Annotated in this window: 17 protein-coding genes; 10 read left to right on the top strand and 7 right to left on the bottom strand. The window is 43.1% G+C overall.

What is annotated here, in order from left to right; genetic code table 11:
* Positions 1-222: 222 nt before the first annotated feature.
* Entirely contained in the window at positions 223-1,578 is a 1,356-nt protein-coding gene (locus P4S58_RS11505; RefSeq protein WP_337164035.1) for a sodium-dependent transporter, read from the top strand.
* 77 nt (positions 1,579-1,655) lie between these two features.
* Here the strand turns inward: P4S58_RS11505 and P4S58_RS11500 are convergent, their stop codons facing one another.
* From P4S58_RS11500 to P4S58_RS11470, 7 genes are all read right to left on the bottom strand, one after another.
* Positions 1,656-2,762, bottom strand: coding sequence for a succinylglutamate desuccinylase/aspartoacylase family protein (locus tag P4S58_RS11500; RefSeq protein WP_102954352.1), 1,107 nt, complete (start codon positions 2,760-2,762; stop codon positions 1,656-1,658).
* Entirely contained in the window at positions 2,722-3,627 is a 906-nt protein-coding gene (gene rimK, locus P4S58_RS11495; RefSeq protein WP_042480199.1) for a 30S ribosomal protein S6--L-glutamate ligase, read from the bottom strand. Before rimK ends, P4S58_RS11500 begins: the two co-directional genes overlap by 41 nt.
* Positions 3,624-4,067 carry an ATP-dependent zinc protease family protein gene (locus P4S58_RS11490; protein WP_042480196.1) on the bottom strand — a complete coding sequence of 148 codons (444 nt, stop codon included), beginning with the start codon at positions 4,065-4,067 and terminating at the stop codon, positions 3,624-3,626. Before P4S58_RS11490 ends, rimK begins: the two co-directional genes overlap by 4 nt.
* Before the next feature lie 248 nt (positions 4,068-4,315).
* The gene (locus P4S58_RS11485; protein ID WP_337164034.1) at positions 4,316-5,788 is read right to left on the bottom strand and encodes an aminoacyl-histidine dipeptidase; all 1,473 of its coding nucleotides are present in this window, start codon (positions 5,786-5,788) and stop codon (positions 4,316-4,318) included.
* Between the two features lie 608 nt (positions 5,789-6,396).
* Positions 6,397-8,178, bottom strand: a complete 1,782-nt coding sequence (locus P4S58_RS11480; protein ID WP_102966128.1) for an aminotransferase-like domain-containing protein — start codon at positions 8,176-8,178, stop codon at positions 6,397-6,399.
* 83 nt (positions 8,179-8,261) lie between these two features.
* Entirely contained in the window at positions 8,262-9,533 is a 1,272-nt protein-coding gene (gene gabT / locus P4S58_RS11475) for a 4-aminobutyrate--2-oxoglutarate transaminase (RefSeq protein ID WP_269348659.1), read from the bottom strand.
* A gap of 47 nt (positions 9,534-9,580) precedes the next feature.
* Positions 9,581-11,008: an NAD-dependent succinate-semialdehyde dehydrogenase gene (locus P4S58_RS11470; RefSeq protein WP_337164032.1), complete on the bottom strand. Its 1,428-nt coding sequence runs from the start codon at positions 11,006-11,008 to the stop codon at positions 9,581-9,583.
* 221 nt (positions 11,009-11,229) lie between these two features.
* Between P4S58_RS11470 and P4S58_RS11465 the strand changes: the two genes are divergently transcribed.
* The 9 genes from P4S58_RS11465 to P4S58_RS11425 all read left to right on the top strand — a co-directional run bounded on the left by P4S58_RS11465 (position 11,230) and on the right by P4S58_RS11425 (position 20,711).
* Positions 11,230-12,246 (top strand): TRAP transporter substrate-binding protein, encoded by a 1,017-nt coding sequence (locus P4S58_RS11465; RefSeq protein ID WP_102963853.1) that lies wholly within the window; start codon positions 11,230-11,232, stop codon positions 12,244-12,246.
* A 58-nt stretch (positions 12,247-12,304) separates the two neighbouring features.
* On the top strand, positions 12,305-12,922 hold the full coding sequence (locus P4S58_RS11460) for a TRAP transporter small permease subunit (RefSeq protein ID WP_042480181.1): 618 nt from the start codon (positions 12,305-12,307) through the stop codon (positions 12,920-12,922).
* Positions 12,912-14,231, top strand: a complete 1,320-nt coding sequence (locus P4S58_RS11455) for a TRAP transporter large permease (protein WP_042480179.1) — start codon at positions 12,912-12,914, stop codon at positions 14,229-14,231. Before P4S58_RS11460 ends, P4S58_RS11455 begins: the two co-directional genes overlap by 11 nt.
* 265 nt (positions 14,232-14,496) lie before the next feature.
* Positions 14,497-15,786 carry an NCS2 family permease gene (locus P4S58_RS11450; RefSeq protein WP_042480177.1) on the top strand — a complete coding sequence of 430 codons (1,290 nt, stop codon included), beginning with the start codon at positions 14,497-14,499 and terminating at the stop codon, positions 15,784-15,786.
* A gap of 61 nt (positions 15,787-15,847) precedes the next feature.
* Positions 15,848-16,312: a xanthine phosphoribosyltransferase gene (gpt, locus tag P4S58_RS11445; RefSeq protein WP_042480174.1), complete on the top strand. Its 465-nt coding sequence runs from the start codon at positions 15,848-15,850 to the stop codon at positions 16,310-16,312.
* 131 nt (positions 16,313-16,443) lie between these two features.
* On the top strand, positions 16,444-17,694 hold the full coding sequence (gene frsA, locus P4S58_RS11440) for an esterase FrsA (RefSeq protein WP_042480172.1): 1,251 nt from the start codon (positions 16,444-16,446) through the stop codon (positions 17,692-17,694).
* A gap of 106 nt (positions 17,695-17,800) precedes the next feature.
* Positions 17,801-18,190: a sigma factor-binding protein Crl gene (gene crl / locus P4S58_RS11435; protein WP_042480169.1), complete on the top strand. Its 390-nt coding sequence runs from the start codon at positions 17,801-17,803 to the stop codon at positions 18,188-18,190.
* A gap of 123 nt (positions 18,191-18,313) precedes the next feature.
* Positions 18,314-19,447, top strand: coding sequence for a glutamate 5-kinase (gene proB, locus P4S58_RS11430; RefSeq protein ID WP_042480756.1), 1,134 nt, complete (start codon positions 18,314-18,316; stop codon positions 19,445-19,447).
* A 13-nt stretch (positions 19,448-19,460) separates the two neighbouring features.
* Complete coding sequence (locus P4S58_RS11425) at positions 19,461-20,711, top strand: glutamate-5-semialdehyde dehydrogenase (RefSeq protein WP_337164031.1); 1,251 nt, start codon at positions 19,461-19,463, stop codon at positions 20,709-20,711.
* Positions 20,712-20,763 lie beyond the last annotated feature (52 nt).

Raw genomic sequence — 20,763 nt, 5'->3', positions numbered from 1 at the left:
TGATCAGGTGTTGTATTTGGCTAAGAAGAATGGCCGAGATCAGTACGTTGTACAACAATTTAACAAACATTCCGTTCGTTTAGTCGGTGTAAATTAATTATTACGTAATAAATACTAAATATTTGTCTATTAAAGCAGCAAACTGTACTGGTGTTTATTGTGTCACTAGTCAATTTCATTTAATGTACTAGTCAACTAGTTTAGTGATATTTGTGAGTAGTAATGGCATCGAGTAATACCCGCGAAACTTTTGGCTCACGCCTTGGGTTTGTTTTGGCCGCAGCAGGTGCTGCAGTTGGCCTTGGAAATATTTGGGGTTTCCCCACTCAGGCAGCCAGTAATGGCGGTGGCGCATTCCTGTTAGTCTATTTGGTTCTCATTTTAGTGGTTGCGTTTCCTATGCTGGTGGTCGAAATGGCGATTGGACGTTCAGGTCAAGCAAACCCTGTTGATAGTATGCGTTCACTTACGCCTAATCCTATGGCTAAAAAAGCTGGTGCCTTAGTGGGTTGGCTAGGTCTTAGCGTTCCAAGCGCAGTATTAGCGTTTTATAGCATTGTTGGTGGGTGGATAATTTGCTTTATGCTCGGCGCTATCACCGATGTGCTGGGTATGGAAAGTGCGACTGCTTGGTTTAAAGGTTTTAGTGTTGAACGTAACTTATTCGGCACTTTGGTTTTCTATGTTCTTACTATCTTGATTGTTCAAGGTGGCATAAAACAAGGTATTGAAAAGTGGTCAACTCGCTTAATGCCAGCGCTGTTTGTTCTATTTGGTGTTCTGTTCATTTACATCATGATGCAACCAGGCGCTATGCAAGGCCTGCAACATTATCTGGTTCCGGATTTTGACAAGATTTTTGATCGCAAAATGATCTTGGCGGCGATGGGGCAGGGATTCTTCTCTTTGACCATTGGTGGCTGCTCAATGCTAATTTACGGCTCTTACTTAAGTAAGAAAGAGAATCTGCCGAAAATGGCGATGAACGTGACGTTAGTGGATACCGGTGTTGCTTTTATTGCTGGTCTTGTCGTTCTTCCTGCCATGTTTGTTGCAATGAACAAAGGTGTTCAGATATACGCAGAAGATGGTTCGCTACTGAGTTCAGATACTTTAGTCTTTACGGTTCTACCATTAATGTTTGATAGCCTAGGCTTATTAGGGCAGCTATTTGCAATCGTGTTCTTCTTGTTATTGACGATTGCTGCGCTAACTTCTTCGATCTCTATGTTGGAATGTCCTGTCGCTCTGGTTTCAGAACGCTTTAACACTAAACGTACGCCAACCAGTTGGGTATTAGGTGGACTGATTGCTCTGTTTAGTGTGGTGATTGTTTACAACTTTGGTCAACTGTTTGGCTTAGTGGCAACTACGGCTACGCAATACTTGCAACCAACCGCCGCATTGATGTTCTGTTTGTTTGGTGGCTGGGTATGGAATCGTAATGCTAAGCTCAAAGAATTGGAGCAAGGCTTCCCGGAATTCCGTCAAAGCACGTTTGGAAAAATCTGGCCTTGGTATGTGAAGTTTGTCTGCCCAATTTTAGTGGCAACAGTTATCTGGGCGTCGTTTGGTTAGTCCAAGCCGAAACAAAAAACCTTGGTAGTGATACCAAGGTTTTTTTATGCATGAAAATGAGAGTCTATATTTTCTCGTTATTCCGAGGGTGATGGTGGCATTATTTGCCCCGTGGTGAGTGGCTCTAAATCCACTTCGATAAACTCTTCAATGAAATCACCAACCAGTTGTTCAACCATGTCGTCATTTTGAGTGAAGTAAGCGAGGTGGAATACTGCATCACCTTCATTCACTAAAGGTAGTGTCTGCTGACCGATTACAATACCGCCTTTGTTGGCTTTGACTTCAACTTCGACGTTGCCCAAAGGTGAGTTGATGTAAGCCAATACTTGTCCTTTTTCTACACGATCGCCGAGTGACACTACGGTACGTAAGATACCGTCTGCTTCGGCTCGTAACCAACTGGTCGATTTTGCGATCACTGAGCTTGGCAGTTTTTTGCGGCTGGCGCGCAGCATACCAATAGTTTGCATCACGCGTTTTACACCAACGACACCAGCACTGATCGCAATAGGCTCAAAACGAAGCGCTTCACCAGCTTCATAAGTCAGTACTGTGATACCGGATTTTTCTGCTTCACTACGTAGAGAGCCCATTCTGAGCGGGGAATCCAGAATTACTGGTGTCGCGAAAGCTTGTGCAATACGCAGTGTTTCTGGATTGCTTAAGTCTGCTCGAATCTGAGGGAGGTTTGTTCTGTGAATCGCACCAGTATGCAGGTCTATGATGTAATCACATTTCAACGCGACTTGAGAAAAGAAGATGTGTGCCATTCTTGAAGCCAGCGATCCGCTGTCACTGCCGGGGAAGCAGCGGTTTAAGTCGCGTCTGTCTGGTAAGTAACGTGACTTATGAATAAAGCCGAAGACGTTTACGATAGGTACGGTAATAAGAGTACCTTTGAGCTTAGTAGGATCGATGGAGTTGATAAGTTGTCTTACGATCTCAACACCATTGAGTTCGTCACCATGGATGGCGGCGTTAACCATAAGCACCGGGCCCGGTGAAGCGCCATGAATGATTTCGATAGGAATAGAAAGGGGCGAATGAGTATAGAGTTTCGCACCTTCCAGTTCGATGACTTGTTTGGTTGCTGGGGGAATTTTCTCCCCCAGAAATTCGTATGCTGTATTCTTATATTTTCTAGCCTTTACCACGTGTTCTTGTCCTTTTACTTGCCGCATTTTTTTCTAGAAATTCGACAATCATACCGGCGATATCTTTTCCGGTTGCAGCTTCAATGCCTTCTAAGCCTGGCGAAGAGTTTACTTCCATGACCAAAGGTCCTCTTGCAGAACGAAGTAAATCAACACCAGCGACATTGAGTCCCATGATTTTAGCGGCTTCAATAGCTGTTTTACGTTCTTGTGGTGTGATCTTAATCAGTGATGCTGAACCACCACGGTGAAGGTTAGAACGGAACTCGCCTTCAGCCCCTTGTCGCTTCATTGCTGCGATAACTTTATCACCAATGACGAAACAGCGAATATCCGCGCCGCCAGCTTCTTTAATATATTCTTGAACCATTATGTTCGCTTTCAGGCCCATAAAGGCTTCGATAACACTTTCTGCTGCTTTACGAGTTTCGGCAAGAACAACACCGATCCCTTGAGTCCCTTCAAGTAGTTTAATCACCACAGGTGCGCCGCCAACCATGTCTAGGAGGTCTTTAACATCATCTGGCTTGCTTGCGAAACCTGTAATTGGCATACCAATGCCTTTACGAGATAGCAGTTGCATTGAGCGTAACTTATCTCTTGAGCGACTGATCGCGACAGATTCGTTGGCTGGGTAGACACCCATCATTTCAAACTGACGTAATACCGCTGTACCATAAAAGGTAACTGATGCGCCAATTCGAGGAATAACCGCATCAAATCCTGCCAGCTCTTCACCTTTAAAATGGATTTCAGGTTTGTCTGAATTGATATTCATGTAACAACGTAAAGCATCAATCACTTTTACTTCGTGCCCTCGTTGCTTACAAGCTTCGATTAATCGCTTGGTTGAATATAGCGAAGAGTTGCGTGACAGAATACCAATTTTCATAACTTGGGTGCCTCAAAAGGAATTAAAAACGATGCTGTTGGATCAACAACAATCCTATGGTGCATCGCGGTGCGACCTAAAAGCATGCGGAATGCCATATTTTCTCTATTGGTTAATGTAATTTCCGCAGGCCACGTTTGTCCGCCTAAACTGATGTCGGACTTAATAACGTAACGAGATTCTTCATGACCACCTGAGTCTCGTACAGTTCTCTCTTCTATTACTTCAGCCTCACAAACTACCACAGTATCCACATCATGTTGATTTGGGTGGATCCAGAAGCGAACCCAAAGTTTATCTTCTTTAGTAAAGCTCTCTAACTTAAATGCGTGTAAGCAAGATGTGCGGGCTCCGGTATCGATTTTCGCTTTAATTTTTTCAATACCTAACCCTGGAAGGCTAAGTCTCTCTCGCCATCCGACAGTCATTTTTTCTTTCATCGCAGTATCTTAGTGTTTTGTTTGGAATTTACTTAAGGCTGAAATGAAGTACAGCCCACAAAAGAGGTAATACCTTGAATAGAGTGTGGTGAACTTCTCTGGGAACTTCAAGGACGCGCACTCTAACAGTAGTGATTATTCTCTCGCTAATGAAAAAAATGGTCGTATCGACAAAAATATTTGTTCATAAGCAAAAAAGCCGAAGCTGTCAGCTTCGGCTCGGTGTCAGGCTTTTTTGTTAAAAAAGCTTAAGATTTAGCTGGGATGTTTTCCAGCAGTGTAACCATTTGTTCCCAGAATAATCCAACAGTATCGATTTTCACTTTTTCATCTGGAGAGTGTGGGAATTTAATCGTTGGACCAAAAGAAACCATGTCCATATTTGGGTAAGGTTTCTTAAACAGACCACACTCAAGACCTGCGTGAATGACCATTATGTTTGGTTTGTTACCATAGATGCCTTCATACATGTCGCGGAAGATATGCATGATTTCTGAATCTGCGTCTGGTTTCCAGCCGGGGTACGCGCCTGAAAATTGAATTGATGCACCTGCAAGTTCAGCGACTGACGCTAGCATTCCTTCAACCTGGCTGCGACCTGAATCGATCAACGAGCGGATTAGGCAAAGTACGGTGACTTGGTTCTCTTCCGTTTTAATCACGCCTACGTTTAATGACGTTTCTACCACACCTTCAATGTCATCACTCATACGGATAACGCCGTTAGGGCAAGCGTTTAGTGCAGCAATAAATGGTTTCTGCGTTTCAACTGTAAACATATCAACAGCGGTTGGCTGAGCTTCGTTGAATGTGACAATGTTAGTTTCAACTTTACCAAGTTCTTCTTTTATTAGATTGGTATAGAAGCTGTATAGCTCCGCTAACTTCGCTTCATTTTCCGCAGGAAGAGCCACAGTCACAAATGCTTCACGTGGAATGGCGTTACGTAAGCTACCACCACGGAATTCGACTAAGCGCAGATCCAACTCATTTGCGTGCCCCGCTAAGAAACGAGCAAGTAACTTGTTTGCGTTACCACGACCCGTATGGATATCACATCCTGAGTGACCGCCTTTCAGACCTTTAAGTACAAGTTGACGAATGACAAAATTGGTTGGGATTGCTTCACGCTTGATGTTGAACTTCATTGAAGCATCAACGCCGCCAGCACAGCCCATGTAAACTTCGCCTTCTTGTTCTGAATCGGTGTTTAGAAGAATTTCACCTTCTAACCAACCAGCTTCAAGACCGAATGCGCCAGTCATTCCCGCTTCTTCGTCAATCGTCAGCAAGACTTCTAGTGGACCGTGTTTGATGTCTGTTGAAGCCAATACAGCTAAACATGCCGCCATGCCCATACCGTTATCAGCACCTAATGTGGTGCCTTTTGCGGTTACCCATTCACCATCAATATAAGGTTGGATTGGATCTTTGGTGAAGTCATGGTCGGTATCTTCATTCTTCTGAGGAACCATATCGATATGAGCCTGAAGCACCACACCTTTTTTATTCTCCATTCCCGGTGTCGCTGGCTTTTTGATAAACACGTTGCCCGTTGCATCACGGCGAACTTCCAAGCCAAGCTCTGTTACCCAACCAATAATGGCTTGAGCGAGCGCTTCTTCATGTTTTGAAGGATGTGGAATTGAGCAGATTTTATCGAAAAACTGCCAAACTGGAGCTGGTGATAGGGTGCTAATTTCAGAATGGAACTCAGACATAGATGACTCCTTTATTTATCTATACCCCGATTAAATCGCGAATAAAGGTTAATAATGTAGAGAAATAACCTGTCTACGGGGCAATATTTGTGTGACAGCATACCATTGAGTCGTTGAATCGAGTAGTAGCACGGAAGGGGATTTTTCAGTGAGAGTAGATTCATAAATGAGTAGTAACTCGTAAGTTATCATTGAACTACTCAATAAGTTGCATTTATTTTGCAATCCACTTCAAAAATAAAACGCGGATTGTGTAATTTTATTACCAATAATTCCGAGATGATTGTAGGTTTTATTGAAAATGTGTGATTTGACTCACTATATATTTGTAATATATTTTCTTTGTGGTATATTAATAACCAATTCGAAAGTAATGACTTCGAAGCTAGTTTACCCACGTAATATTGATGAAAGATGTTATGTCGATCAGCGATGTTACACCCCACACGCTTTGGTGAGTGAGACCAAATGCATGTGATTTGAACAGTAATGTTCACCCCTATATATTGGAATTTGCTTTTAGCCACAGCTTGGTGAACCAAGAGTGGTTAATATGATTCACCGCCATCTGTATCTCAGATGGCGTTTTTTTTGCCTGCTGTTTCGTATTACTCTTCAATAATACTGACTTCTCCAATGAAGTAGCCTTCTTCATCAAAGCGTTTCAGCTCATTGTTTTCATAAACGATAGTAATGTGTCGAATATCTGAAAATTGCCAGTTACGCCATTGGTAAACAAATTTGTCATTTTCTACCCACCAGTAGCCCTCATCAATATCATTCGGGCGATCGGAAATTCCGATCATTTTACCATCCGCTTGAAGAGTGATCCGGTAGGGGATATTGAAGCAATCTTTAGATAGTAGCGTTTTGTTGGTCACCATAGCTCTAATCTGTTGCCCTGTTAATGGCGGTTCGGAGCATTCGGCCAAGCTAATATTGGGTAATACTTCTTTAGCTATGCGCGCCAGTTGAGCAATACCTTCACGTATATTCTCTGTGCGAATCGATTGGAAACTCAGTCTAAAGCTATTGTTCTTGTGGTTGCAGCAGTAATACTTCTGCCCGTTATTAATCAAAATACCATTCTCTTCTGCAAGTCGCTCAAAACGAGTGGCATCAAAACTTTCCTTATAATCAACCCAAAAAGCGGTTCCGGCTAGCGATGGAGTAACTCCAGATTGCGGAAAGTAATAGTTCATTGCTTTTTCCATCGTTAACCATTTTTCTCTATAGCGCTTAAGTAGCTTCTGAGTCAGCATGTCGTAGTAGCCTAGACTGAGAAACAGAGCTAAGGTCTGACAGTTACTTTTGGGTGGCAGACTGTGCGTACGTACTTGCAGTGCTTTGATTTGATCGATTAACGGCGATGCCGCAACGATAAATCCAATACGTAACCCGGGTGCAATTGTAGAGGTGAAGCTCGATATGTAGATGATTCGCTCTGTTGGATACTCACACCTCAGCGGAGGGCAGCTATCTTCAATGAAGTTAACATCGTGTTCAAAATCATCTTCGATAATCAAAAAGTCATGTTCATTCGCTGAGTCAATGAGTGCCTTGCGCCTTTCTGGTGACATACGAACGGTGGTTGGGAACTGATTACTGGGGGTTGTATAAACCAAATTGCAATTGTTGAGACGAGAATCGATGACTAACCCTTTTGCATCGACATCAATGGGGACTACATTTGCTCGACGAGCTTGAAACTGAACAAGTGCTTCTGGGTAACCAGGGTTTTCCATTCCTACTGACGTTTGTTTAGAAACCAGTAACCGAGTTAGGTAGTAAAGGCTATTTTGGCAACCCAGTGTAATGGCGATATTTTCTTTGTTAACGAATATTCCACGTTTAGTCAGAACACGAGTACGTATCTGTTCAATTAACTCTTCATAGTCATTATGGTTTGATGTCCAACTACGATGATTACTTTTATTTAAAGATTGAATACTGCACTTACGCCACTCACTAACAGGAAAGAGATCTTCATCGACCATGCCATTGACGAACAAATAAGGGTAGTTGGAAAGATCTTTTACTGAGGCATCTGAAAGCGATTGTTCACTGTTTAGGTAATCGTCCCAATTGAGAGTTGAGACTGATTGTGCGCTTTGCTGATCGGGCGATGCATTATTCAGTTCAAGCTGAGGATTAACGTAGTAGCCTTTTCTTTCAATGGGTATTAGTACCCCTTCTTCGGCTAACTGTTCGTAAACACGTAAAATCGTATTGCGCGAAACTTTGAGTTTTTCGGCTAATTGGCGTGAGGAAGTGATGCTGGTTTGCTTTGGAACAAAACCTGCGAATATGGCTTTAGCGATGTCGCTTTTGATTTGATCTTGCAGTGTTCTCGAATCTTGCGAGTCGATATGAATAAATTGATACAGCATAGCTTCCCCGCTTATGTAACCGCCGCATCTAAAGTCCAAAAAGGAGAGAAAGTGAAATGAGGCTCACTTTCTCTATACACATTTTATATAAGCGACTGTAGTTGCGTTTTAACTATTTCCAGCCCTCTTGAGACTAATTCTGGCTCAATTGTTAACGGTGGAAGGAAGCGAATAACGTTACCTTTTACACCACAAGAAAGAAGAATGAGGCCGTGCTGGTTACTCTTTAATACCAGTTGTTTAGTCAGATCTGCAAGCGGTTGTCCTGTGGTTGGATCATTAAGCTCAATCGCGATCATTGCGCCAACCTGACGAATATCACCGATATGAGGAATTTCTTTTTGCAGTACAGTCAGTATCTCTTTGAATTGCTGACCCACATGCTGAGCTCGTTCGCATAAGTTATCTTCTTTAATAATGTTGATAACTTCAAGTGCGGCGCGACACGCCAACGGCGAGCCTGCGTAAGTTCCGCCGATACCACCAGGATTTGCTGAGTCCATAATTTCAGCTTTACCAACAACCCCAGATAGAGGAAAGCCGCCAGCAATACCTTTTGCCATAGTGATTAAATCTGGTTTTGCATCGAAATATTCACACGCAAAAAGTTTACCTGTGCGCGCAAAGCCAGTTTGAATTTCATCACAGATAAGCACTATTCCGTGCTTGTCACAGATGTTACGCAATTCACTTACCCATGTGTTTGGTGCTTGATAGAAGCCACCTTCGCCCTGAATTGGTTCAAAAATGATCGCAGCAACACGAGAAGGCTCAATATCACAGGCAAATAAATCCGCTAACGCAGACAAGCTTTGTGCCTCGCTAACACCGTGGTATTGGTTTGGATAAGGCAGGTGGTAAATTTCATTGGGAAAAGGACCAAAGCCCGCTTTATATGGAGCAACTTTACCTGTCAGCCCCATACATAAGTTGGTACGACCGTGAAACCCGCCTTTAAATGCAATTACACCACTGCGACCAGTATGCGCACGAGCGAATTTTATTGCATTTTCAACAGCTTCAGCTCCTGTTGTAAGAAATGCCGCTTTTTTATCAAAGTCGCCCGGTGCGATTTCTACAACTTTCTCTGCCAGTTCAACAAAGCTGGTGTATGGGGTAACCATTGAACAGGTATGACTGAACAACTCTAGTTGCTCTTTTACTGCTGCCACGATTCGTGGATTTGAGTGGCCAGTGTTGTTAACTGCAATACCAGCCGCGAAGTCAATATACTCTTTACCTTCGATATCGGTAATTAGAGCGTTTTCAGCTTTCGCTGCATAAATTGGTGCAAGGTTTGCCATTCCCTTTGCGACAACTTTTTCCTTACGGCTTTGCCATTCCATATTGGTCATGTTTGATAGTCCTTATTCATTGGTTATCGGTCAGTTGCTAACGAAGATTAAAAGCCGCCGAAACAGAGATACTTAATGTTTAGATATTCATCGATGCCTTGTTTTGCACCTTCACGGCCAAAGCCGGATTGTTTTACGCCGCCAAAAGGAGCTACTTCATTTGAAATTAACCCTTCATTGATTCCAACCATGCCATATTCAAGTTTTTCCGCGATGTTGAAGGCTCGTTTAATGTTTTCGGTGTAAAAGTAACTGGCGAGTCCGTAGATAGTGTCATTAGCTTTTTCTACCAATTCCTGATCGTCATAGAAGCGAATGATTGGAGCTACGGGACCAAAAAGTTCGGTTTGGGTAATATCCATGTCTTGAGTTACTTCAGTCAGAATTGTTGGCTGAACAAACAGCCCTTGTTCTGCTTTACCGCCTAGAACGATTTTTGCACCTTGTTTAACTGCATTATCGATATAGCCAAGAACACTCTTCTTCGCTTTGATATCCACTAGCGGTCCAATGTTAACGCCCGGTTCAAGGCCGTTGCCCATTTTTAACTCAGCAACCGCCGCGGTGAATTTCTCGACGAACTGATCGTAAATGCCATCTTGTACATAGAAGCGATTAGCACACACACAGGTCTGTCCTGCGTTGCGGAATTTAGAAGCGATTGCCCCTTTTACCGCCTGCTCAACATTTGCATCGTCAAATACGATGAATGGTGCATTACCACCCAGTTCCATTGACGTACGCTTAATGGTATCCGCACATTGATTTATCAGATTTCGACCTACTTCGGTTGAGCCTGTAAATGACAGTTTTTTGATATCTTCGTGAGTACAAAGAATTTCACCCACTGCCACAGAAGAGTGGTTGTTCACTATGACCAGCAAGTCTTTTGGTAAACCAGCCTGATAAGCGAGTTCTGCTGTTGCGTAGGCAGAAAGTGGCGTTTGATTTGCTGGTTTTACAATGAAGCTACAACCAGCAGCTAAAGCTGGGGCGGCTTTGCGGGTAATCATTGCAATTGGGAAATTCCACGGTGTAATGGCTGCCGCGATACCAATAGGTTGCTTTATCGTCATCAGGCGTTTATCACCAGTTGGTGAAGGAATCGTCTCGCCGTAAACGCGTTTACCTTCTTCAGCAAACCATTGGATAAATGAAGCGCCATACATCACTTCCCCTTTCGCCTCCGCCAGAGGCTTGCCTTGTTCAAGAGTCATGATACGAGCCAAATCATCAGCATTCTTTACCATTAAATCGTACCAACGCTTCAGAATCACTGAACGCTCAGCCGCCGTTTTTTGCTGCCAGAGGATTTGAGCTTGTTTCGAAGCTTGTATCAACGAGTGAATGGTTTGTGTATCTACTGACGGGATATAAGCAAGAACTTCATCAGTCGCTGGGTTAATGACAGCAATCGCATCGTCACTCTGAGGACAGGTCGCATTAAGGAGTGATTTGTTAATGATTTGGTCCATGTTTGTGTCTCTTTTGTAGTCTGTTGTATGCATGTTAGTCTCAAAACTCTGCGTAATCTAAGTACCAGTTGTGTCAAAACTGTGGTACCAGCTAAGACTTACTTGCTGGTACCATAACAACTTCACCTCTGGCACTGTCGCATTCGAAATCCGTTCTTCATATTTAGCTAAGAAATAAATCGCTAACAAAAGTGTAACAATGTGAGAAAGAGGAATTTCTTATGCTAGGAATGAAAGGAAACAAATTTACCAAAGCAGTATTGGCTGCAGCTATTGGTGTCAGTGCTTTGGTTACCTCAACAGCTAGCATGGCTGCTGAATATAATTGGCGTTTTGCTAACCTTTATGGCCGTGGTACTGCATTTGGTGAGGTCTATGAAGACTTGGCTAAAAACATTGAAACCATGTCAAATGGTCGAATAGCGGTACAGGTGCTTTATTCTGGAGAGGGAGTAGGGACCAGCGGCATTCTAAGCGCTGTGAAGTCGGGGCTTATTACGATGGGTGCACCATTTCAACCCATGCATGCTGGAGAGTTCCCTGCTGGTGTTGTAGAAGTTGGCTTACCAGGTGGTACTTCTGATGTAGCAGAGCTAACAACACTGTTTCACGATAAAGGCTTCGGTAAAGTGATGGAAGAAGCATACGCTTCACAAGGTTTAACATGGTTGGACCCTTACATTCAGCCTCCTGTCTATATCATTACTAAAGAACCTATCAATTCTCTTGAAGATTTTAAGGGTTTAAAAATCCGTGCGCCGGGTGCTTATGGCAAATTCTTGCGTAATCTTGGCGCATCGCCTGTGTCTCTTGCATGGAGTGAAATCTACACTTCACTAGCTACGGGTGTTATCGATGGATCTATCGGTTCAAACATGATTGATCACCGCGATGGTAACCACGTAGAAGTAGCGAAATATATGTACCCAACACCGCTTGCTGGTGCTCAGGTTCTGCCTATTGTCGTCAATCAAAAAGAGTGGAAGAAACTTCCTGCTGATTTACAAGCGATTGTGAAAGCGGCAACAGCTGTACATGCTCAAGAGCAAATGTCGAAATCTAAGCTGTGGGAATCTAAAGCTGTTGCTGAAATGGAAGCAAAAGGTTTGAAATGGAGTCCAAAACCGTCAGATGAAGACGTTGCTGCTTGGAAAAATGCAGGTCTGACATTAGCAAAAGAGTATGCAAGTGAAGATAAATACTCAAAACAACTTGTTGAGATTTTAGAGCAAGAGTAATGGATTCAATCAGGTGGACTTCGAGAGAGGTTCACCTGTTTTTTTAGGGATAATTTGTATGATGGAAGTCCTTTTACTGAAGTATTGTCAGTTCATAAAGTACATTGTCGGCTTAATTGGACGCTCGGTCTCTTATTTACTTCCTGTGTTGGCGGCGATTGTTTTTTACGAAGTTTTTGCCCGCTACATCTTAGGTAAACCGACAATCTGGAGCTATGACACGTCATTGTTCTTATTTGGCTATATTTCTGCGTTAGGTGGAGCATACGCCCAACAGAAAGAAGCGCATATCAACGTGGATATTCTTTACGCTAAAGTCTCTGAAAAAACACGTCGTATTTTTGACCTGTTTACCGGAATGATTGCGATAGGTTTTCTGACTGTCATGGCAAAAGTATGTCTTGAGATGTTTTTTGAGAGTTTGCAATTCGGCTATAAAACACAGAGTGAATGGGCGCCAGCAATGCATCATTTCTGGTTGATGATTAGCGTTTCAGCTGTGATTTTTATTCTCCAGTATTCAACAGAGTTAATTTCTAACTTGTTCTTTTTGATCAAAGGCCGCGAACTGAATGGTGAAGTTCACCAACATATAGCGTTGGAAGAGCAGCCTTTTAAGGTTGATAGCGACCAATTGAATTCCGTTTTTGACAAGGAGAGCACAAATGGGAATTGAGATGTTAACCCTAGTCCTTTTGGGCTGTATTTTAGCTTCATTTGCTCTCGGAGCTCAGGTCGGTCTAGCTCTAGGCGGGATCGCTATGGGTGTCGGCTACTTAGTTTGGGGGGAGGCTCTGTTTAATATTATCCCGACTACTGTTGAGAGTACCTTTTTTAACTTCATACTTCTTGCTATCCCTCTCTATATCTATATGGGGCAAATTCTTACTCGTTCGGGAATTGGCGACGCAATGTTTAATGCCAGTCAACTGATGATCGGCCGTGTGCGAGGTTCTCTTGCCATTAGTGTTATCGGTGTATGTTCAATGATTGGCGCTATGGTCGGTATTATTGGTGCGGGTATTATGACTTCGAGCAGTATTGCTTTAAAACCTATGCTTGACCGTGGTTATGATAAGAAACTCGCTCTCGGTGTCATTATGGCTGGTGGCTCTTTGGGGATATTGATTCCTCCAAGTATTCCAATGATCATGTTTGCCTCAGCGACTCAAAACTCAGTGGGTAAAATGTTTCTTGGCGCTATGGTGCCTGCATTAATTACGATTGTTTTATTGATCTCTTATGTCGTTATCAGCTGTAAAATTAAGCCGGAACGTGCCCCATTTGATTCTGACAATGACATTGAAATTCCAAAAGGCTACCAATTATTTAAAACCATTCGTGATGGAGCCTCTTCGTTTGCTCTGATTGTTGTGGTACTGGGAAGTATTATTGCTGGCATTGCGACACCTACCGAGTCCGGTGCGTTAGGCGTGGCTGGTGCTATTCTGCTCTCTATTCTGTTTAAGCGTTTTAAACCTGAAATTCTAATGAAGTCTGGTATGCAAACGGCGATGTTAGTCAGCGTTGCTATGTGGATAATATTAGGCGCTTCTGTATTCAGTAATTTCCATTTGCTGATGGGAATACAGGGAATGGTGTCAGGGTTTACTCGTGATCTTGATTTACCACCCATCGTTATCATCATGATGTTTCAAGTTATCATGCTGCTTTTGGGGTTCATTATCGATGAGTTTATCATCGTACTGATGTGTGCACCTATATTCACACCAGTAGCGGTTGCTCTTGGCTATGATCCTATTTGGTTTGGCGTATTGATGATTTTAAATATTGTTATTGCTGTGCAGACACCACCTTATGGCTTTGCGCTGTTCTATTTGAAAGGGATAGCACCAAAAGGCGTGACAATGATGGACCTGTATAAGTCAGTTACACCGTTTATATTGGTTCAGTTGTTGGTGCTTATCATCTGTATGGTATTTCCAGACATTGTCACCTGGTTACCCAATAAAGTGATGGCTTGATAACGCCACATTAATCAAGTTTTCATGCTCTACCTAAGATGAATATTCATAGGTAGAGCATTTGCAAAAACGCTACATTATATTAACGAAAACGGGGTTCATGAGTAAAATAGCCCGCCTACCTATGATTTTCCTTGCATAATCTTTCATCAGTTGTTTTGAAATCAAAATAAATTCGGTCTGGAATTTGTGATCTGATGTCTTTATAATTTGCGCCCAATCGTTTACGCAACCGTTTACTTTTTACCTTTATTAGGACTCGATCATGCTGGAAAGGCTATTTAAACTCAGTGAAAACCGCACAAACGTGCGTACTGAGATCATTGCAGGGGTAACTACGTTCCTGACAATGGCTTACATTATTTTTGTGAACCCTGCCATTTTATCTTCGACAGGTATGGATAAGGGCGCTGTATTTGTGGCGACCTGTTTAGCTGCGGCTATTGGCTGTTTCATTATGGGCTTAGTTGCTAACTACCCAATCGCGCAAGCTCCTGGTATGGGTTTGAACGCTTTCTTTACCTATTCCGTTGTTCTCGGTATGGGTTACACATGGCAAGTTGCTCTAGCAGCTGTATTCTGCTCTGGTGTGCTTTTCATTCTATTGAGCCTATTTAAGATTCGTGAGTGGATCATCAACTCAATCCCAATGGCACTGAGAACAGGCATCTCTGCTGGTATCGGTTTGTTTCTTGCTTTTATTGCACTGCAAAACGCAAAAATCGTAGTAGACAACCCAGCGACCCTTGTCTCTGTTGGCGATTTCACTAGTCTTTCTCCAGTATTAGCAGCAGTAAGCTTCTTCCTGACAATTGGTCTGGTTAACCGTGGCGTAAAAGGCGCGGTAATGATTGCAATTCTACTTACTACAGGTTTAGGTTTGATTTTTGGTGATGTTCAATGGCATGGCGTTATGTCTGCTCCACCAAGTATCGCACCTACTTTCCTACAATTAGATTTCTCTGGTGTATTTGAAATCGGCATGATTTCAGTGATTTTTGCCTTCCTATTCGTTGATCTGTTTGATACAGCAGGTACATTGGTGGGCGTTGCGACTAAAGCAAATCTTATCGGTAAAGATGGCAAGATCCCTCGCTTAAACAAAGCATTGCTAGCAGACTCAACAGCAACGTCTATTGGTGCTCTACTGGGTACTTCAAACACGACTTCTTATGTAGAGAGTACAGCGGGTGTAGCAGAGGGTGGACGTACAGGTTTAACTGCAGTTGTGGTTGGCATTTTGTTCCTTCTTGCATTATTCTTCTCGCCATTAGCAGGGATGATTCCAGCTTATGCAACCGCAGGCGCATTGTTCTACGTTGCTATCTTGATGATGTCTGGACTTATAAGTGTTGATTGGCGTGACTTAACAGAAGCTGCACCTGTTGTTGTGACTTGTTTATTAATGCCTCTGACGTACTCAATTGCTGAAGGCATTGTACTTGGTTTCATCTCTTACACAGCGATCAAGGTTTTGAGCGGTAAAGGCCGTGATATTTCAGTTAGCGTTTGGTTTATGACAGCTATTTTCCTAGCTAAATTGATTTTCGCTTAAGTATTTAATAGGCGCAGTGAACTGCACTGCGCTTCACATGTTTTAATTTAGGTTTATTACAATGAGCAAAAAATTCGTTATCACTTGGGACAATATGCAGAACTATTGTCGTGAACTCGCTGAGCGTCAAATGCCTGCAGAACAATGGAAAGGTATCCTAGGTGTTAGCCGCGGTGGTTTAGTACCAGCAGCTATTCTCGCTCGTGAACTGGGTATTCGCTATGTAGATACAGTATGTATCTCTAGCTATGACCACGATCATCAGCGTGATATGAGTGTACTAAAAGCACCAGAGCATGACGGAGAAGGCTTCCTGATCATTGATGATTTGGTTGATAGCGGCGATACTGCACGTAAGATTCGTGAAATGTATCCAAAAGCTAAGTTCGTAACTGTATGTGCTAAACCGGCTGGCAAAGACTTGGTTGATGAATATATCGTAGATATCGAACAAGATACTTGGATTGAACAACCTTGGGATATGCAACTGTCTTTCGTTGAGCCAGTAAATCGTAAGCGTAAATAAACCAACATTGCTGTTGTTTAAACATGGCTTTTGCTTAAAAAATAGCATTTACTCAAAGATGACCCTTTCATGGGTCATTTTTTTTATTACTATATGAACCTAATCAATGGTTCGTTAAGCGAGACTGGGTTATGTCTGAAGATGGTACAAATATTAACTTGTCAGAGACGTTGTTTGTAAAGCATAAACAAGCAAAAGAAACATCGGCACTGACTCAATACATGCCTAGTAATATAGAGTTTCTGCAGAAGAAGAAGCAGAGCGAAGGGTTCTCTTGGTATCGTAATGTTCGCCGCCTTCAATGGGTGTGGCAAGGTGTGAATCCTATCGAACAAGAGGAAGTGCTATCTCGTATTGCATCCTCTACACACTCCCGTACCGATGACGATTGGCTTGACACAGTGATGGGATATCACAACGGTAACTGGACATTTGAGTGGACGCGTCTTGGTATGAAGCATCAGAAAACCGCTTCTGTATTAGAAGGTGATGCAGCAGCGGAAGAGCTCTTTAAAGCGTCTCTCTGCTTTAGTATTGCCGGTTATCCACATCTGAAAAACGACAACCTAGCTCTTCAAGCACAAGTACTAGCAAACAAGGCCTACTCTGAAGCGGCCAAGTTAACCAATTACATCGTTAAGCAACTCGATTTCACCTATCAAAATAGAAAGTTCTCAGGTTACTTACATCTGACTAATACCGATAAACCCCATCCGGTAGTGATCGTGAGTGCTGGATTGGATAGCTTACAAACTGACATGTGGCGCTTATTTCGTGATTATTTGGCAAAACACGATATCGCGATGCTAACAATCGACATGCCTTCTATTGGTCAAAGTTCTCAGTGGCCACTCACTGAGGATACATCTTGCCTTCACCAAGCTGTGATTAATCAGTTGACCGATATACCTTGGGTCGACCATTTTTGTATTGGGTTAATCGGTTTCCGCTTTGGCGGCAATGCTATGGTTCGTTTGTCATTTCTAGAGCAAGAAAAAGTCAAAGCATGTGTCGCTATTGGTGCTCCTCTCCACGATGTGTGGACATCTCCGACCAAACTCAAACAAATGCCTAAAATGTATCTCGACATATTGGCATCAAGATTGGGTAAAGAAGCGGTAGATATCGATAGCTTATCTGGTCAATTGAAGGCTTGGTCGCTAAAAACGCAAGGCTTCCTGAGTAGCCGACGCACAAAAGTGCCGATTCTGGCTCTCGGTTTAGAAGGTGATCCGGTATCACCACATTCAGACAACCAACTTGCGGCGATTTTTAGTCAAGGTGGCAAAGCTAAACAGATAAAAAGCAAAACAATTTCGCAAGGATATGAGCAATCCCTCGATTTGGCGATAAAGTGGCTTCAAGAGGAACTCTGTAGGTGACATTTCTCCTAAATTAGTTAAGAGTAATATTTGCACTAAATATATGCTTTTTAAGGCATATAAATAGTAGTGATATTTATTCTTATCGATGGAAATGGAGAATCCTATGCCGGAAGGGACGAAAAATCCGACGCACTACCGATTATTATCCGCATTTAAAGCAATTGGCCCTTATTTACGTGAAGGAAAATGTAAAGAAGGTAGCTATTTGTTTGACTGTTTAGCAGCCTGTGTGGATGACAAAAAGGCGCCAGAAAAACGTGAATTCTGGGGATGGTGGATGGTACTTGATCAGACAGACACCGGATATGAGGCAAAATATCAATCGGGACGTTACAACTTAGCGGGTGAATGGGAAGCCAAAGCGATTCCTAAAGCTTCGTTATCTGACGTTATCCAAAACCAAGAAGAGTTTCATAAGAAGCTAGAACAGACATTAGATGAGCGTTTCGGCTTAACGCTTTCTATGCATGAAGAATCAGCAGAATTTGTGTGATTTTAGCTATTTGAATGTTACTGAACGTAAAAGGTGCTATTTAGCACCTTTTTCTTCTTGTGCTCAGCGCGGTTGATTGCTAAAACATCTTCTCTTAACTGTTTTCAATTTGAAGAAGAAGGCATGAAAACGAATCAGCAAAGCGGAACTACAGCGCAAACTGTCGTTGTAAAACTAGGAACCAGTGTTCTTACCGGTGGCACACTTGCTCTTGATAGAGCTCATATGGTCGAGCTTGCTCGTCAGTGTGCAGAACTGAAAAAACAAGGCCACTCTGTGGTGATTGTATCTTCGGGTGCAATTGCAGCAGGCCGAGAACATTTAGGTTACCCCGCACTGCCCAACGCGATGTCGAGCAAACAGTTGCTTGCTGCGGTTGGACAAAGCCAACTGATTCAAGTTTGGGAGTCACTGTTCGCTATCTACGGCATCAAGATTGGTCAAATGTTGTTAACCCGTGCCGATCTTGAAGATCGTGAACGTTTCTTGAATGCGCGTGACACTATTAATGCCTTAGTTGAACACGACATTATCCCTGTTGTTAATGAAAACGATGCGGTAGCAACCAGCGAAATCAAAGTAGGGGACAATGACAACTTGTCTGCTCTTGTCGGCATTTTATGTGGTGCGGATAAACTTCTGCTACTGACTGACCAGAAAGGTCTGTTTACCGCCGACCCTCGTAAAGATCCGCATGCGGAACTGATTAAAGAGGTCAAAACCATTGATGACACCTTGCGTAAAATCGCGGGTGGCAGTGGTACTACGTTAGGCACTGGTGGTATGGCAACCAAACTGCAAGCGGCCGATATTGCCCGTCGAGCAGGCATTGAAGTGATTATTGCCGCAGGTCGTGCTGAAAACGTCATCTTTGACTCTTTAAGTGATGCACCGCAAGGGACTCGTTTCTTACCTTTAGAAGAATCATTGGAAAATCGCAAACGCTGGATACTGGCGGGCCCATCTGCTTCGGGCGACATCGTGATTGACGATGGTGCGGTTAAAGCGGTCAATGAAAAAGGTAGCAGCCTGCTTGCAAAAGGTGTTGTGAGTGTTCACGGTCAGTTTTCACGTGGCGAAGTGGTTCGAGTGACCGATAAAGCTGGAAAGCTTGTCGCCCGCGGTATAGCCGCATATTCAAATTCCGACCTAGCAAAAATTGCAGGCAAACACAGTAAAATGATTATCGACATCCTTGGTTATGATTACGGCTCAGAAGTCGTTCACCGAGATGACATGGTCGTGATCCAAGAATAAACCGAGGATAGGCATGGACTTAACTATTATGGGAAAAGCGGCGAAAGACGCGGCTTTTCAACTCGCGACAGCGACAACAGCACAGAAAAACCAAGCGTTATCTATTATTGCTGATGAGCTTGAAGCCAATGCAGACATCATTCTATCTGCCAACGCAAAAGATATTGAACTAGGCCGTGAAGCTGGTTTATCTGACGCACTGCTCGATCGTCTGTTACTGAATAAAGAACGTTTAACGGGCATTGCAAACGATGTGCGTAATGTCATTAGTCTTAATGATCCAGTTGGTAGCGAAATAGACAGTAAGGTACTGGAAAACGGTATGTCACTGTCTCGTCGCCGTGTACCGCTTGGTGTGGTTGGCGTTATTTACGAAGCGCGACCAAATGTAACCATCGACATCGCTGCTTTGTGCTTAAAAACCGGTAACGCTTCTATTTTACGTGGCGGAAAAGAAACCTTTTTCTCCAACATGGAGTTGGTCAAGGTTATTCAATCCGCACTAGAAAAAGCACAGCTACCTGCAGCGTCAGTACAGTACATTGAAAAACCGGATCGTGAATTGGTTTCTCAGCTACTTAAACTGGATGATTACGTGGATATGATCATTCCTCGTGGTGGTGCTGGTTTGCACAAAATGTGTAAAGAAAACAGCACTATTCCAGTGATTATTGGTGGGTTTGGTATTAGTCATATTTACGTTGACCAAAGTGCAGATTTGGACAAAACCGTGGATGTGATTGAAAACGCGAAAGTGCAACGTCCATCGGCGTGTAACGCGTTAGATACACTATTAGTTCATCAGGATATCGCTCAATCACTACTTGAAAAATTGATGGTGAAATTGAATGGCAAAGTAACCTTCGTTGCCGAGCCGAAAGCGAAAGCCCTGATGCAATCGGCAGAAAAAATTCGCGATGCTCAAGACGGCGACTTTGATACTGAGTGGTTAAGCTACACCTTAGGCGTCAAAGTGGTTAAGAATGTCGATGAAGCGATTGATCACATGCGTGAGCACAATGCGAGCCACTCCGATGCCATCATGACCAATGATCTGTTCAACGCTGAAAAATTCATTAACTCAGCGGGCTCTGCGGCGGTGTATGTTAACGCTTCGACTCGTTTCACTGATGGTGCTCAGTTTGGCTTGGGTGCAGAAGTTGCGGTATCAACGCAAAAACTGCATGCACGCGGACCAATGGGCTTAGAAGAGCTAACCAGTTACAAGTGGGTGGGTAAGGCAAATTATCTTTCTCGTGCTTAATTACTCTTTTCGAACTGCAGTTATATTCTGTATTTTAAGCAATTAATCCATT

The sequence above is a fragment of the Vibrio sp. Hal054 genome (assembly GCF_037162405.1).
In the GTDB taxonomy this organism is placed as follows: Bacteria; Pseudomonadota; Gammaproteobacteria; order Enterobacterales; family Vibrionaceae; genus Vibrio; species Vibrio diazotrophicus.
The sequence above is the reverse complement of the archived record's forward strand: the minus strand, read 5'-3'. Positions and strand labels throughout refer to the sequence as shown.